Here is a 13813-nt window from a genome sequence, read left to right on the forward strand (position 1 = left end):
GTTATTGTTCACCCAATGCAGATGAGTTATGCGTCCATTACGTTGCTAACGTGAACGGACCCCCATGACGCAGGACCTCGCGCGCATTCGTGCTTTCGTTCAAGTATTCGACTCCGGCGGCTTTTCGTCGGCGGCGCGCCAGCATGGTCGCTCCAAAGCGCTGCTCAGCAAATATGTGACCGACCTCGAGGATTATCTCGGCGTTCGGCTGATGAACCGTACAACGCGCAAGTTGAGCCTGACTGAAGCGGGCGAGGCCTATTATCGCGAAGCCAGCGCGTTGCTGCAGCAGCTCGATGATCTGGACGCGACGATCACCGACCAGACGGCTGAGCCGCGCGGCATGTTGCGGGTGTCGGCGCCGCGCAATTTTGGTGAGACCACGCTGGCGCCGGCGATTTACGACTATCTCAAGAAGTACCACAAGGTGACGCTCGATCTGCGGCTGGAGGATCGTTATGTCGATCTGGTCGATGAGGGGATCGATGTTGCGCTGCGCATCTCGACAATGGGCGACTCCTCGCTGATCGCGCGCAAGATTGCCGATATGCATGTGGTGGTCGGCGCAGCGCCGGAACTGCTCAAGCAGCATGGCACGCCAAAGCATCCAGAAGATCTGCGCCATCTGCCATGCATTATCGACGTCAATCTGCAGGGGCAGTCGAACTGGCGCTTTATCGAAGAGGGCAAAACCATTTCGGTGCCGGTCAACGGGCCTTTGCGTGTCAATTCGCCATTGGCGGCGCGCAAGGCCGCCGTGATGGGTCTCGGTTTTGTCGTATTGCCGTCCTATCTGGCCGACCCGGCAGTGGCGAGCGGGGAACTGGTTCCCGTACTGGCCGAATTCCTGCCAACCGGGCAGACGCTGCAGGCGGTTTATCCGCATCGGCGGCATCTGGCGGGCAAGGTGCGGGCGCTGATCGACCATCTGGTTGACTGGTTCCAGCACCATCCGATCAGCTAGGGGCGCGACGTGAATTTTGGGCTTTTTGGACGTCGGTTGATCGGCGCGGCAGCTGTCGTTCTGGCTTTGGCAGCGCCGGCAGTGGCACATCCGCATATTCTGATCGATGCCAAGGTCGACATTCTGTTCGACGGCAATGGCGCTGTGTCCGGACTGCGACATGCCTGGACCTTCGACAGCGCGTTTTCGGCCTGGATGATTCAGGGGCTCGATACCAATGGCGATGGGCGCACCAGCCCCGAAGAATTGCAGTCGCTGGCCGACGAGAACATGGACGGCCTGGCCGACTATGAGTTTTACACCTATGCCGGCGAGGGCGACGCGCTGATGCATTTCACCCCCGTGGGTGACCAGCGCATGGTGTTTGAAAACGGCAGGACGACGCTGACCTATACGGCCAATGCGGTGACACCGCTGCCGATTACGGGCGCGTTCGAACTGGCCGTCTATGACCCCGAATATTACGTCGCCATTGGCTTTACCGATGTGAGCGACGTGACGCTGGAAAATGCGCCAGACAGTTGCAGCGCCGAACTCGAACCACCAACGCCAATGGCGCCCGATGTCGAGGAGCGGCTGTATGCGCTGGGACCCGAGGTGCTTGAGCTGCCACCCGATCTGGCTGCGGCGATGCGCGGTACGCAGGGGCTGATCCGGGTAACCTGCGGCGATGTTCCAGTCGTGCCAGCGGCGACTGCCATCGAGGCGGTCAATCAGGTGGCCGAGGCGCGGCCTGCAACGCCATTTGGTGGTCCGCCGCCCGAGCGTGGTTTGAACTTGCCACGCACCGGCTTCTTCGGCTGGGTGCAGGATCAGCAGCGCGAATTCTATCGCGCGATGACTGTGTCGCTCGATGCGCTGCGCACCGACTGGACGGCGTTCTGGGTGTTGGGCGGGCTGAGCTTTCTCTATGGCGTGTTCCATGCCGCCGGGCCGGGACATGGCAAGGTGGTCATCTCCTCCTATGTGCTGGCCAATGAAACGCAGCTGCGGCGCGGCGTGACGCTGAGCGTGTTGTCGGCGATGCTGCAATCGGCGGTGGCGATCGTTTTTGTGTTGATCGCGGCTGGCCTGCTCGGCATGACCAGTCTGGCGATGAGCGACGCGGCCTATTGGATCGAGGTCACATCCTACGCACTGGTGGTGCTGCTTGGCCTGTGGCTTGTGGCGCGGAAAGTGTTCGGCTGGGGCCATAGCCATCAGCATGACGACATGGCGCACAAGGCACATGACCATCTGCATGGTCACGATCACCACCACGGGCACGAGCATCATCACGGCCATGATCATGCTCACGACGAGCATCACGACCACATCCACGTCGTGACGCCACAGGCAACGACCGGCAGCTTGCGCGAGCAGTTGAGCGTCGTGCTGGCCGTGGGGCTGCGGCCGTGTTCGGGCGCGCTCGTGGTGCTGGTGTTTGCACTGTCGCAGGGCGTATTGCTGGCTGGCATTGCGGCGGTGATCCTGATGGGGATTGGCACGGCGATCACTGTCGCCGTGTTGGCGACGATTGCGGTGACGGCCAAGGGGCTGGCGCAGCGGGTGGGTGGTGTCGACAACCCCGTGACGGCCAAAGTGGTGTGGTGGCTCGAACTTTTGGGCGCTGTGGCGGTACTGGCGTTCGGCGTGCTGTTCCTGATTGCCAGCCTTTGACCACAAAAATGAGCGCGACCCATCGCCGCCTTGCGATTGACGCGTGAGTGGTTATGGTGCGCGCAGCCTAGAATCCTTCCAAACCGGCGAATTATGTCCGACCATCTTCCTGCTGATCATCCTCCCGTCAATAAACCGAAGATCGGTGTGGTGCTGCTCAATCTGGGCACGCCGGACGCGACGGACTATTGGAGCGTGCGACGCTACCTCAAGGAATTCCTCAGCGACCCTCGCGTTATCGAGACGCCGAAGTGGTTGTGGTGGCCAATCCTCAATCTGGTGATCCTGACGTTCCGTCCGCAAAAGAGCGGGCATGCCTATGCGCAGATCTGGGACAAGCGCACCAATGAGAGCCCGCTGCGGGTGATCACCCGTGCTCAGGCCAATAGTCTGGCAGACCGGCTGAGTGGCGAGGATATCGTGGTCGACTACGCCATGCGCTACGGCAATCCATCGACCAAAAGCGTGCTCGAGAAAATGCAGGCTGCCGGCTGCCAGAAGATTTTGCTGGTGCCGCTTTATCCGCAGTATTCGGCGACGACGACCGCAACGGCAAATGACAAGGCGTTTGATGCGCTGCGCGATATGCGCTGGCAGCCCGCCGTGCGTACCGCGCCTGCCTATTTCGAGGACCCGAAATATATCGAGACGCTCGGCAATTCGATCCGCGATGGCGTGGCCAAGCTGGACTTCGACCCGGACCTGGTGATCACCAGCTATCACGGCATGCCGGTGGAGTATCTCGAGCGCGGCGACCCTTACCACTGCCAGTGCTTCAAGACGACACGGCTGGTGCGCGAGTATCTTGGCTGGGACAAGTCCAAGTTGATGGTGACGTTCCAGTCGCGCTTTGGGCCAACCAAATGGCTTGAGCCCTATACCGACGTGACTTTAGAGGCTTTGCCGGGCAAGGGCATAAAGAAGGTCGCGATCCTGGCGCCGGCGTTTTCGGCCGATTGCATCGAAACGCTCGAAGAAATCGACATGCAGGGTCGCGAGACCTTCATGGAGGCCGGGGGCGAAAAGTTCGCCTATATCCCGTGCCTCAATGACAGCCCGTCCGGCATGGACATGATCGAAGCCATGGTGCGCCGCGAACTGGGCGGCTGGCTCTAGCGGTCGTAGTTCCAGTTGCGATCGCGGCGGCCGAACAGGCCGTCGCCGATTGACTGCGGCGTGGTCACATCCATCTTGGCGGCCCAGCCGACGAGATAGCTGCCATTGACCCAGCCCTGGCCGGTGACGAAGCACCATTTGTCATCGCGCGTACAATAATCCAGCGAGACTTCCGTGCCGTCGGCCAAGCGCCCGATGGCCTTGTAGCTGCTGCCGGGGCCGGTGCGAACGGCTATCTCGCCGCCGGTGACGCGGGCCGTGGGCTGCGCGAAGGCTGGGGTGGCGACAAGCAGCGCCGCAACGGCGGCAAGTGTCAAAGCGCGCATCGATCTGGCTCCTTTGAAATCATCAGGAGAGAAATGCGCATTGCGATGTTCCGTTGCAAGGGAACCGCGCACGATGCTGCGACTGGACATGCCAAAGCGCCGCGCGGCCCGGGGGCGGCGCGGTGACACGGTAACGGGCGGCCTTTGGCTCTATCAGTTATACTAAGGGAGCCAAGGGCCGCCCGTCACGATCCGGTTTTGCGCAGGGTCCGGTTCAGGCGGTACCATTCTTGCAGGTCCGGCTGCCGAGTTTCCAACCCCACTGGAGAGGCGCCCCTCTCCCCCAGTCATCCCGCCCGGCTCTGCGTGAAGCCGGTGACTGGCGGGACGGGGCAATCATGGCATGGGCTTTGGCGCTGGGGATAAGTTTTTGTCTGGGCTCAGGCTTGTGGCCACCGGTTGGTCTCATAGGCATAGCGGCCTGCCTCGGTGAGGTGGGCATAACGCTCCTCAAAGGCGATGCAGGCGGTGCTGAGGCGCGCGACCAAGAGGACCAGATCGGCATTGGTCAGCGGCGCCTCGGGATCGACGAGGCCGATAAAGGGCAGGCCGGGCTCGCGGCGATAGAGCCGATTGGCGATCCGCAGCACCCGGTTGAGACAGAGGCGGCCTTCCAGCCCCAAAGTGCCCGAGGGTTTTGCAATGCGGGTCAGATAATTGAGCGCCGCAAGTTCGCGGCATAGCCGATTATAGGCGGTGATGGCGCGCGGGCTGAGATGAGGTCTTTCGGACATGGTTCGGCTCCGGTGTGAAACCGGCAAGGATAGCAAGGCGGGGCAGGCCGGGGATAAGCGGTGCGGATTAAGCCGGGTCGTCGTTCTGCGCTTCGGTAATCGCATCGCAGTGTCATTCCGGCCCCCGGCTCACTTTGCGCCGGGAGTGTTTAGATTTGGCGCTTTGTGCCCATTCCCACCACGTCATTCCCGCGACAGCGGGAACCTCTGTTGCTTTGAAAACGGGGGTCCCCGCTGTCGCGGGGATGACCCCGTGGAGTGTCGAGACGCTGTCACAAGCACCCAAAGTGAAATTTCCCCTTTGCGCCGGAGGGCAGGCTGCTGCCAGACCATGCGCGATAGGGCCTGCAATCTGGTGGCTGTGGATCGCCACGGACATGGCTTCCGGCCTTCGCCGGAATGACATCGTGGCCCGCGGCGCTACTGGCGGATGGTCAGGGTATTGGTGTCGCGGATGATCACCAGTTCAAAGGGGCGGCTCAACCGGTAGCGGCCATATTCCGGCTCAAACTCGGCAAATTTGAACCCCGCCTCAGCCATCTGACTGGCTTCGGCAAGGGTCAGTGGCAGTTCGCGCGTGTTGCGATTGGCGAGTTCGGTGGTGAAGGTGGGCATGATGGACTCTATAGGTTTTGTTCTTTCTTTGTTCTACCTTGTATCGGGTTGGGGAGTCGAGGGGGCGAGCACAAGGTGCGTCGGTGGTTAAATTGACGACTGGCGCAGGGCGTCGTCGCGAACTGGATGGCGTGGGGATGGTGTGCCGTGTGAGGCGATTGCGCGCGGAGGAAGCAGACGTCTAACATCTCGCTCTTAGCTATCATTCCGACGTTTGTGGCGTACGTCGCCAGACTAGTGAAGTATACCCAAAACGATTCGAGGGGTAATCCATGGCATTTAAGAAACCTGCGCACGAAGAGGCGGTTCCGGAGACGCCGGATCTGCTGTTTTTGCAATTGCCGAGAAGAAAAATACCTAACGTACTTCCGCATCAGCAGGAGATTATGCGTGCGTATGCCGCGGAGGCTCTCAATCGCCCCGATGTAGCTCTTCAATTGCCTACAGGTAGCGGAAAAACGTTGGTTGGTCTGCTTATCGGCGAGTGGCGACGTAGAAAATTTGGAGAACGGGTGGTCTACCTTTGCCCCACGGTGCAGCTTGTAAACCAGACGGTGGAACAGTCTGAGGAGAAGTATGGCATCAACGCAATTGGCTTTACGGGTAGCGTTAAAAATTATGACGTCCAGAAGAAAACTTCGTACCGGAACTCGGAGAAAATTGCTGTAACCACATACAGTTCGTTATTTAATACAAATCCATATTTTTCAGACGCTGACATAATAATAGTCGACGATGCGCACGCAGCAGAAAATTACATTGCTGGCATGTGGTCGATGAAAGTAGACTTCAAAGAGGCGGATCATAAGCCGCTTCAAGCTGCACTAGCTGGTATATTTCGGCCCCATATCAGTCGTATCAACTATTCTAGGTTGATTGGAAACTGGAAAGATAGCACGGACGCAAACTGGGTCGATAAGGTTCCAACGCCACTTCTGCATGAAATTCACGACCAGTTGTTTGAGATACTCGACGAGCACGCGGAACCCTCCGGGCTAAAGTACCAGTGGTCCGCAGTTCGTGACCATCTTTCATCTTGCCATATCTATCTCTCTTCGCGTGACATACTAATAAGGCCTCTAATACCGCCCACGTGGGACCACTTGCCGTTCGCGTCAGCTAAGCAACGACTCTTCATGTCCGCCACGCTTGGTGATGGCGGCGACCTCGAACGGCTAACCGGCCGCGATAAGATTCAACGTGTTGCCATTCCTAAGGGATGGGAGCAGCAAGGCGTGGGCCGCCGCTTCTTCATGTTTCCTGGGATGTCCCTTGATGCCAAGGAGACAGACGTGCTGCGGCTTGGACTGATGCAGGAGGCGGGTAGGTCGCTGGTGTTGACCCCTTCCCAACCCGCTTGCGACGCGATTTCAGAGCAAGTCCGTGTGCGGCTGCGTTATCCCGTTTTTTCAGCGGCCGACATAGAAGCCTCTAAGCAGCCGTTCATTGCCGCCCCCCGTGCCGTGGCAGCGATGGCAAGCCGCTATGATGGGATTGATTTTCCCAAGGATGAATGCCGTTTTCTGTGCGTTGACGGCCTACCAAAGGCAACAAACAGTCAGGAAAAATTTCTAATGGCCCGAATGGGTGCAAACGTTCTGTTCAACGAGAGGATTCAGACGCGAGTCATACAGGCAATTGGACGGTGCACGAGGTCACTCGAGGACTACTCCGCCGTCTTCATTACGGGCCAAGAGCTTGAGGACTACGTAGCCGATCCGAAACGTCGAAGATATTTCCATCCGGAATTACAAGCGGAGCTTTGGTTCGGCGTGGATCAGTCAACCGAACGATCGGCGGAAGACTTTCTCGAGAATTTTCGAACTTTCATCGAAAATTCCGATGATTGGGAACAGGTTAACAAACTGATTGTGTCGGAGCGGGCGAAGTTTAAGAGGGAACCCTTTCCTGCCATGGCGGAGCTCGGTGACGCAGTCGGGTCAGAAATAGCCTACCAAAAGAGCATGTGGTCAGGAGATTTTGAGGCCGCAATGGCGGCTGCCGAAACGGTTTTGGCGAAAATAGGTAACCCCGAACTCCGTGGCTATCGAGCCTTGTGGCATTATTTGGCAGGTAGCGCCGCTTGGCTCGCATCCAAAGAAGGAGCGCCAGGCACTGCGGATAAAGCGCGTCTACATTTCTCTGGAGCAAAGAAGGCGGCCAATGCCATTCCGTGGCTCATTAGCCTAGCGCGGTATCAGGCAGTTGCCCTCACATCCGAGGAAAGTGAGGAGGCTGAGCTTTCAGTCCAACTGGAGCGCGTTGAAGAGGTGTTAGAGAAATTTGGTGTGCTACATGACCGAGCTTTCGCTCGCCGCGAGAAGGAAATTCTGTCTGGTCTGGAAAAGCCAGAAACATTCGAGAATGCCCACAAGCTTCTAGGTGAGTTGCTCGGCTTTGGCGCTGGCAAGGTTGAAGTAGATGCGTCCCCTGACCCATGGTGGCTTTCGCCTAGTACTTGCTTCGTTTTCGAAGATCACGCGAATGCAGATCCCTCATCGGTGCTTGGAGCAAACAAGGCAAGGCAAGCCGCAAGCCATCCCAAGTGGATGGAGGCAAACGTCGAACCCTCCAAAGGCCTAGATATGTTGCCAGTTCTTGTCACACCGGTGAAGGCCGCTACTAAAGGAGCTATCCCGCATTTGGGGACGGTTTGGCTTTGGCCCCTAGACGAGTTTGTAGCGTGGGCCAAAAATGCTGTGTCCGTTGTTCGGGAACAACGACGTAACTTCGTGGAGTCTGGCGACCTAGTTTGGAGAGCGAACGCGGCAAAGGCTTTCGCGGAAAACACCATGGATGCAGCGGGACTATCCAAAATGCTGAAGCAACGCCCCGCCGATCAACTTCTATCTGAGAGTGACGAAGTCGTGGAGTAGACAGCTTTATCAAGTGCGTTGAACTTGAGAAGGACGCTACGACACTTCCCCACTTAACGTATCCAACTCCATTTCCCGCAACCGCTTGACTTCGTCGCGCAGCCTCGCTGCCTTTTCGAACTCCAGGTTCGTGGCGGCTTCGCGCATTTGGGCTTCCATGTCCTTGATAACCGCTGCGAGGTTGGCGCCGACCTGGGTCTGTTCTTTGCCGTCGCGGCCTTTGCCGATCGAGACGGTGACGTGGTCGCGTTCGTACACACTGTCCACGATGTCGTGGATGTTGGAGCGGACGGAGGCGGGGGTGATGCCGTGTTCGGTGTTGTAGGCGATCTGCTTTTCGCGGCGGCGGCTGGTTTCGGCCAGGGCGCGCTGCATGGAGCCCGTCTCCTTGTCGGCATAGAGCACGACCTTGCCGTCGACGTTACGCGCGGCGCGGCCGATGGTCTGGATCAGTGACGTTTCCGACCGCAGGAAGCCTTCCTTGTCGGCGTCGAGAATGGCCACGAGGCCGCATTCGGGAATGTCGAGGCCTTCGCGCAGCAGGTTGATGCCCACCAGTACGTCGAATGCCCCAAGACGCAGATCGCGGATGATTTCGATGCGCTCGATGGTGTCGACGTCCGAGTGCATGTAGCGCACGCGAATGCCCTGTTCGTGGAGATATTCGGTCAGGTCCTCGGCCATTTTCTTGGTGAGGACGGTGAGCAGGGTCCGGTAGCCCTTCTTGTTGGTCTGGCGGATTTCGTCGACCACATCATCGACCTGCGCCTTGGCGGGGCGGATTTCGACCGGGGGATCGATCAGCCCGGTGGGGCGAATGACCTGTTCGGCAAAGACGCCGCCGGTCTGGTCCATTTCCCAGGCGCCGGGCGTGGCCGACACATAGACCGATTGCGGGCGCATGGCGTTCCATTCCTCGAACCGCAGCGGGCGATTGTCCATGCAGGAGGGGAGGCGGAAGCCGTATTCGGCAAGGGTCGCCTTGCGGCGCAGGTCGCCACGATACATGGCGCCGAGCTGGCCGATGGTGACGTGGCTTTCGTCGACGAAAACCAGCGCGTTATCGGGCAGATATTCGAACAGGGTTGGCGGTGGCTCGCCGGGCTTGCGGCCGGAGAAGTAGCGCGAATAGTTCTCGATGCCGGCGCAGGAGCCGGTGGCTTCCATCATTTCGAGATCAAACAGCGTGCGCTGTTCCAGCCGCTGGGCTTCGAGGAACCGGGCGGCGCCGTTGAGCTCCTGCAGGCGGGCATTGAGCTCGGCGCGGATCAGCTTGATCGCCTGGTTCATCGTGGTGCGCGGCGTCACGTGGTGGGAATTGGCGAAAACGCGGATGAAGGTGAGATCGGCGGATTTCTTGCCGGTCAGCGGGTCGAACTCGGTGATGGATTCGATTTCGTTGCCGAACAGCGTCACGCGCCAGGCCGCCGCGTCATAGTGGGCGGGGAAGATTTCGACGGTATCGCCGCGCACCCGGAACGTGCCGCGCACGAAGCCGGTATCGCCGCGCTTGTATTGCAGGGCAACGAGCTTGGCGAGCAGCTCGCGCTGGTCGATCTTTTGGCCCTTCTGCACGTCGATGGTCATGGCCGTGTAGTCTTCGACCGAACCGATACCGTAGATGCAGGACACCGAGGCGACGATGATCACGTCATCGCGCTCCAGGATCGCGCGCGTCGCCGAGTGGCGCATGCGGTCGATCTGCTCGTTGATGGTGGATTCCTTCTCGATGTACGTATCGGTCCGCGGCACATAGGCCTCGGGCTGGTAGTAGTCGTAGTAGGAGACGAAATATTCCACCGCGTTGTCGGGGAAGAAGGTCTTGAACTCGCCATAGAGCTGGGCGGCGAGGGTTTTGTTGGGAGCCAGGATCAGCGCGGGGCGATTGGTGCGGGCGATGACCTGGGCGGCGGTGAAGGTCTTGCCCGAACCGGTTACGCCGAGCAGGACCTGGTCGCTTTCGCCATTGTTGACGCCTTCGACCAGCTCGGCAATGGCGGTGGGCTGGTCGCCGGCAGGCTGGTAGGGCGTGACCATGCGGAAAGGCTGGCCGGCGAGGCGCTTGAGGTTGGACTGGGCCTTGTGCGGCACCCAGGGGGAGGAGCCTTCCACCTCCTTGCGGCCATGCAGGATGATCTGTTCGAGCGCCTTGACGGTGGCGGTGATGCCGACGGTCTGGGCGTTTTCGAAGCTCTCGCCCTTGCGGGCCTTGTTCTTTTTGACCGACGCGTCGAGCGCTTCGCGCAGCTTGGCCTGCGCCTCCGGATCGGCGGCGGCATCGCGGGCGTTGAGCGCGGCGGCGGACGGCATGTGGCCGAAACCGGCCTGCGGGCTTTCGCCCATGCCGGAGAAATCGACGCGCTCGACGGAATTGGCCTTGGACTTGGGCGCCTTGGCACTCATGCCGGTGACGCTGTCGTGGCTGGACTTCGTGGTGCGGCGCTTTTCGAGGGCGGTCTTTTTCTTCTCAGCCTGCGCGGCGGCCTTGGCAGCGGCTTCTTCGGCGGCAGCAGCGTCGGCGGCGACCTTCTGGTCGGCACGGTCCAGCGCGCGCTTGTTGCGCATGCGCTCGGCGTAAAGCGGCTTGCTTGCAGCCATATCCTCGGCCTTCTCGATCTCGCCGAGGAAGTCGTCGATGGAGAACTCGGCTTTGCCGGGGCGTGCTGACTTATCGGCCATGAGAATACCAATGTGCTTGGAGAGGCGACTCAAATGGGGAACGAGCCGCGCTTATGCAATGTTCCGCAGAACTTAACCGTTATCGAACGGAGAGGGAACAGGCGCTGCTGACAGGCGGTGTCAGGAACCGGCGCGCGGGCCGGGCATCGAGGGCCACCTAGTGATGGCCCCCGGAATTCGGTTTTAGGCAAGCAGGGTGGCAGGCACGGTGCCGCCATTGGCAGCGAGCTTGGTCAGGACCTGCTTGTGCAGCCAGACATTCATGGTGGCGGAATCGGACTTGTCGCCGGTGTAGCCGAGTTCGTCGGCCAGCGTCTTGCGTGCGGTGATCGAGCTGTCGAGATCGAGCGCCTTGAGCAGATCGACGATGGAGTGCTTCCAGTCGAGCTTCTGGCCGGACTTGGCGACGGCAGCGTCGAGCACAGCAGCAACGTCGACGGACTTGGCAGAAGCGGCGGCGGCGGCATTGGCGGCGACGGCGTCGGCGATCACCTTGTTGGCGGCGGCGATGCCCGCATCAATGGCAGCTTGCTGAGCGACGTTGACCGTTGGGGCCGGAGCCGGTGCTGGCGTGGCCGTGGTTGCAGCTGGTGCGCCGAGAACCTTGTTCTTGATGTCGTCGAAGAAACCCATGATGTCACTCGCGAAAAAATTGCAGAGTGTTCTTCGTAATCCAGTTCGCGGGTGAATGCCAACTGCCCGAGCGGGCTGGCAGACTTTGCAAATCGTGCGCTATGCTGTGTTCGCTGCACGCATCTGCTGCGCAGCGAGGAAGAGGCGGCGGTGATGCCGCCTCTCGATTGGGATCAGAACTGGCCCGATATTTTCGCCGAAACCGTGTGGGTCGAAGCGCCGGCGCGGTAGTCGCCCTGATAGGCGAATTTGGCGTCGAGCGGACCGGTGAGGCTGGTGAGGGTCAGGGCAGCGCCCAGATGCAGCACATCGGGGCCGGGCGTGTCGGTGGCGGTCTGGAAGGACGTGCCGAGAAGCGCGAAATCGCGGGCATAGTCATCGCCGATGACGCGGCCATAGGCCAGATCGAGCGATGGGGTCAGCGAGTAGGCTTCGAGCGCGATGGGCGCTGCCGCGATTTCAAAGCCGATACCGACTTCGAGGCGACGATGGGTTGCCGAGACGACGTCGAGCACCAGCGCATTGTTGCCGGTTTCGACGACGCCGGAAAGGTTCTGGCTGACGGCGCGGGCGAAGGCGTAGGGCGACAGGGAGACGCTGTTGAGATCGACATGGGCGCCGCCGCGTAGATCGCCCCAGAGGGCGAAATCGGAGTGGTCGCCGACATTGCCCAAGCTGCCGCCCAGCACGGTGCCGGTGAGGCCCGGAGCGGTGTTGCGGGTGGTCTGGCCCCAGAAGCCGCTGCCGCCGATGACCAGATCGGCAAAGACCTGACTGTTGTCATAGGAGAGGTAGCCGCCGCCATGGAGGCCGAAATCGGACGCGCTATTGCCGGTGTCGGAACTGAAGCCGTGGCCGCTGGTGCCGAGGGTGATACCGGCGCGCCATTGCTTGTCGCTGTAGAGATCGAGACCTGCGACCACGCCGGTGGTCGTGTAGGTGCCTGCGAAATCTGGATTGCCGGAGGAGAGGCCGCCAAAGGCGCCGAATGGGGTGACCCAGAACGGGGTGCCGTCCTTCTCGGTGACGGCGCGGCGGCCGCTGACCTGATCGATGACGCGATCAAGGGTGGCGGACTGGGCCCAACCAGCCTGCGCGTAGATCGAGCCAGCTTCGGCTGACTGGGTGGCGACCATATTGGTGATGTTCAGCAGACCCCAGCCAAAGGTCGGGTCGATGCCCTTTTCCCCGATGTCGGTGGCGGTGTTGAGGACCAGTTGGGAGAGGTCCTGCATCCGGGCATTGGGATACATCTGGCGGGCGATGGCGAGCGCACCGGTGACGTGCGGGGCGGCCATCGAAGTGCCCTGTTCATGGAGGTAGGTCTTCCCCTTCCATGCAGAATAGATACCGTCCTCAGGTCGGTCGGTGGTGTCGCCACCTGGGGCTGCTACGCACCAAAGGGCCGCAACGCCGCAACCCTGCGCGTACCAGGCCTGATCGCCCGCGCGGTTTACAGACGTCACTGCCAGCCAGGCTGGTTGCAGTTCGGGAAAGTAGTAGGGCAGAGCGGCATTGATGCTTGGTTCGGTAAAGCCCTTGTCCAGGTCGTTTCCAGTAGCAAAGACAATTACCGAGTCAGAGCTTACCAGCCGACGGAATGCGCGGCTCTCGGGCGTATCATCGTCAGTCAGCCGCGGGCCTATATCCGTGTGGTCGCCATCTGCGCCCCACGATGCGTTGAAAATACGAACGCCGTTGTCGATCCCAAAGTTGAGAATGTCTTCGGTTGGAGCTGTTGGGTCGCCTGCGGTTCCAGTCAGAAACCGAATGGGAACAATCTTGGAGTCATAGGCGACACCCACCATGCCGATGCCGTCGCGTGCCGCTGCAATAATGCCGGCGACATGCGTGCCGTGGCCGTGGAGGTCTGTCATGCCAACGCCGAATCCGTCGAATGATATGCCGCTGTAACTATTGACCAGATCTGGATGCAGACCTGCGCCGATTTCGAGGCCGGTATCGGTTACGCCGACAAGGACGCCTTTGCCGGTGAAGCCTTTGTCCCACGCGGCTTTGACGCCAATCATTTCAAGGCCGTGCTGGCTTTCGTATTCCGCCTTGTAATCAGGGGCGACAGGTGGCGCGGCCAGAACCGGCGCGGCCAGCGTTAGCGTCAGCACGCTGCTTGCGACAGCGCGTTTGAAAGAAAGAGAACTCACCATTTATGCCCCCAGAACGGCGATGCGGTGGGTTTGCGTCGCCGAGTAG

10 protein-coding genes are annotated in these 13813 nt (G+C 60.3%); 4 read left to right on the plus strand and 6 right to left on the minus strand.

The window, feature by feature from the left end:
* Positions 1 to 64: 64 nt before the first annotated feature.
* The 3 genes from ABIE28_RS03960 to hemH all read left to right on the plus strand — a co-directional run bounded on the left by ABIE28_RS03960 (position 65) and on the right by hemH (position 3739).
* Entirely contained in the window at positions 65 to 964 is a 900-nt protein-coding gene (locus tag ABIE28_RS03960) for a LysR family transcriptional regulator (protein WP_354060333.1), read from the plus strand.
* Between the two features lie 9 nt (positions 965 to 973).
* Complete coding sequence (locus tag ABIE28_RS03965) at positions 974 to 2623, plus strand: HoxN/HupN/NixA family nickel/cobalt transporter (protein ID WP_354060335.1); 1650 nt, start codon at positions 974 to 976, stop codon at positions 2621 to 2623.
* 93 nt (positions 2624 to 2716) lie between these two features.
* A complete protein-coding gene (hemH, locus tag ABIE28_RS03970) occupies positions 2717 to 3739 on the plus strand; it encodes a ferrochelatase (RefSeq protein WP_354060337.1) in 1023 nt (340 codons plus the stop codon).
* Here the strand turns inward: hemH and ABIE28_RS03975 are convergent.
* The 3 genes from ABIE28_RS03975 to ABIE28_RS03985 form a co-directional block, all read right to left on the minus strand.
* A complete protein-coding gene (locus ABIE28_RS03975; RefSeq protein WP_354060339.1) occupies positions 3736 to 4065 on the minus strand; it encodes an SH3 domain-containing protein in 330 nt (109 codons plus the stop codon). The two genes, hemH and ABIE28_RS03975, sit on opposite strands and share 4 nt — an antisense overlap.
* A 380-nt stretch (positions 4066 to 4445) precedes the next feature.
* The gene (locus tag ABIE28_RS03980; RefSeq protein ID WP_354060341.1) at positions 4446 to 4799 is read right to left on the minus strand and encodes a hypothetical protein; all 354 of its coding nucleotides are present in this window, start codon (positions 4797 to 4799) and stop codon (positions 4446 to 4448) included.
* Positions 4800 to 5219: 420 nt separating this feature from the next.
* Positions 5220 to 5414: a hypothetical protein gene (locus ABIE28_RS03985; RefSeq protein ID WP_354060343.1), complete on the minus strand. Its 195-nt coding sequence runs from the start codon at positions 5412 to 5414 to the stop codon at positions 5220 to 5222.
* A 272-nt stretch (positions 5415 to 5686) separates the two neighbouring features.
* On the opposite strand from ABIE28_RS03985, the gene ABIE28_RS03990 reads away from it, so the two are divergent.
* Positions 5687 to 8290: a DEAD/DEAH box helicase gene (locus ABIE28_RS03990; protein WP_354060345.1), complete on the plus strand. Its 2604-nt coding sequence runs from the start codon at positions 5687 to 5689 to the stop codon at positions 8288 to 8290.
* A gap of 36 nt (positions 8291 to 8326) precedes the next feature.
* On the opposite strand, the gene uvrB is transcribed toward ABIE28_RS03990, so the two are convergent.
* From uvrB to ABIE28_RS04005, 3 genes are all read right to left on the minus strand, one after another.
* Positions 8327 to 10693 (minus strand): excinuclease ABC subunit UvrB, encoded by a 2367-nt coding sequence (gene uvrB / locus ABIE28_RS03995; protein ID WP_502913425.1) that lies wholly within the window; start codon positions 10691 to 10693, stop codon positions 8327 to 8329.
* 459 nt (positions 10694 to 11152) lie between these two features.
* The gene (locus ABIE28_RS04000) at positions 11153 to 11602 is read right to left on the minus strand and encodes a DUF3597 domain-containing protein (RefSeq protein WP_354060347.1); all 450 of its coding nucleotides are present in this window, start codon (positions 11600 to 11602) and stop codon (positions 11153 to 11155) included.
* A gap of 173 nt (positions 11603 to 11775) precedes the next feature.
* Entirely contained in the window at positions 11776 to 13767 is a 1992-nt protein-coding gene (locus ABIE28_RS04005; protein WP_354060349.1) for a S8 family peptidase, read from the minus strand.
* Positions 13768 to 13813 lie beyond the last annotated feature (46 nt).

The sequence above is a fragment of the Devosia sp. 2618 genome (assembly GCF_040546815.1).
Classification (GTDB): domain Bacteria; phylum Pseudomonadota; class Alphaproteobacteria; order Rhizobiales; family Devosiaceae; genus Devosia.

Bases quoted from the DNA above. Each gene is read 5' to 3' on its own strand.
- ABIE28_RS03960 (WP_354060333.1), top strand. From the start codon at position 65: ATGACGCAGGACCTCGCGCGCATTCGTGCTTTCGTTCAAGTATTCGAC.
- hemH (WP_354060337.1), top strand. From the start codon at position 2,717: ATGTCCGACCATCTTCCTGCTGATCATCCTCCCGTCAATAAACCGAAG.
- ABIE28_RS03975 (WP_354060339.1), bottom strand. From the start codon at position 4,065: ATGCGCGCTTTGACACTTGCCGCCGTTGCGGCGCTGCTTGTCGCCACC.
- ABIE28_RS03980 (WP_354060341.1), bottom strand. From the start codon at position 4,799: ATGTCCGAAAGACCTCATCTCAGCCCGCGCGCCATCACCGCCTATAAT.
- ABIE28_RS03985 (WP_354060343.1), bottom strand. From the start codon at position 5,414: ATGCCCACCTTCACCACCGAACTCGCCAATCGCAACACGCGCGAACTG.
- ABIE28_RS03990 (WP_354060345.1), top strand. From the start codon at position 5,687: ATGGCATTTAAGAAACCTGCGCACGAAGAGGCGGTTCCGGAGACGCCG.
- uvrB (WP_502913425.1), bottom strand. From the start codon at position 10,693: ATGAGTGCCAAGGCGCCCAAGTCCAAGGCCAATTCCGTCGAGCGCGTC.
- ABIE28_RS04000 (WP_354060347.1), bottom strand. From the start codon at position 11,602: ATGGGTTTCTTCGACGACATCAAGAACAAGGTTCTCGGCGCACCAGCT.
- ABIE28_RS04005 (WP_354060349.1), bottom strand. From the start codon at position 13,767: ATGGTGAGTTCTCTTTCTTTCAAACGCGCTGTCGCAAGCAGCGTGCTG.